The 423-nt window shown below is 78.3% G+C and carries 1 protein-coding gene; it reads right to left on the bottom strand.

What is annotated here, in order from left to right; all coding sequences use genetic code 11:
• On the bottom strand, positions 1–423 hold a 423-nt coding region (locus A7A76_RS21525), incomplete at both ends, for a hypothetical protein (protein WP_206413225.1).

The raw sequence follows: 423 nt of genomic DNA, 5'->3' as shown, positions 1-423 counted from the left end.
GCCGCGGCGGCGCTGTTGCCGACGCTCGCCGGCAGCGCGCCGGAGGCGGTCTGCGGCAGGCCTTGGCCCTGCACCACGGCGCCCTGGGCGTTGCCGGCGGCCGGCGCCACGCCGTAGTTCAGCGCCGGCCGGTCGGCGAGCGCGAACTGCGGCGCGTTGGCGAGCGCGCGTTCGGACAGGGTCGGCGGCGGGTACTGGGTCGCCGCGTTGGCGTTGAACGGGTTGGTGTAGGCGGTGTTGCCGGCGTTCGCGTTCGGCGACTGGCCCTGCAGCAGGCGGCTGGCCGGGTTGTCGGGATTGAGCAGGGGCGCGTTGGGCTGGGCGACGCCGTCGGGCGTGGCGGGCAGGCCCGGGCCGCCGGCGCCGGGCGGCGCGTAGGGATCGCCGCCGCCGGGCAGGCCGTTGTTGCCGCCGGGATTGGGC

Source organism: Lysobacter enzymogenes (assembly GCF_017168095.1).
GTDB lineage: Bacteria > Pseudomonadota > Gammaproteobacteria > Xanthomonadales > Xanthomonadaceae > Lysobacter > Lysobacter enzymogenes_D.
This window is presented reverse-complemented; position numbering and strand designations above follow the sequence as displayed.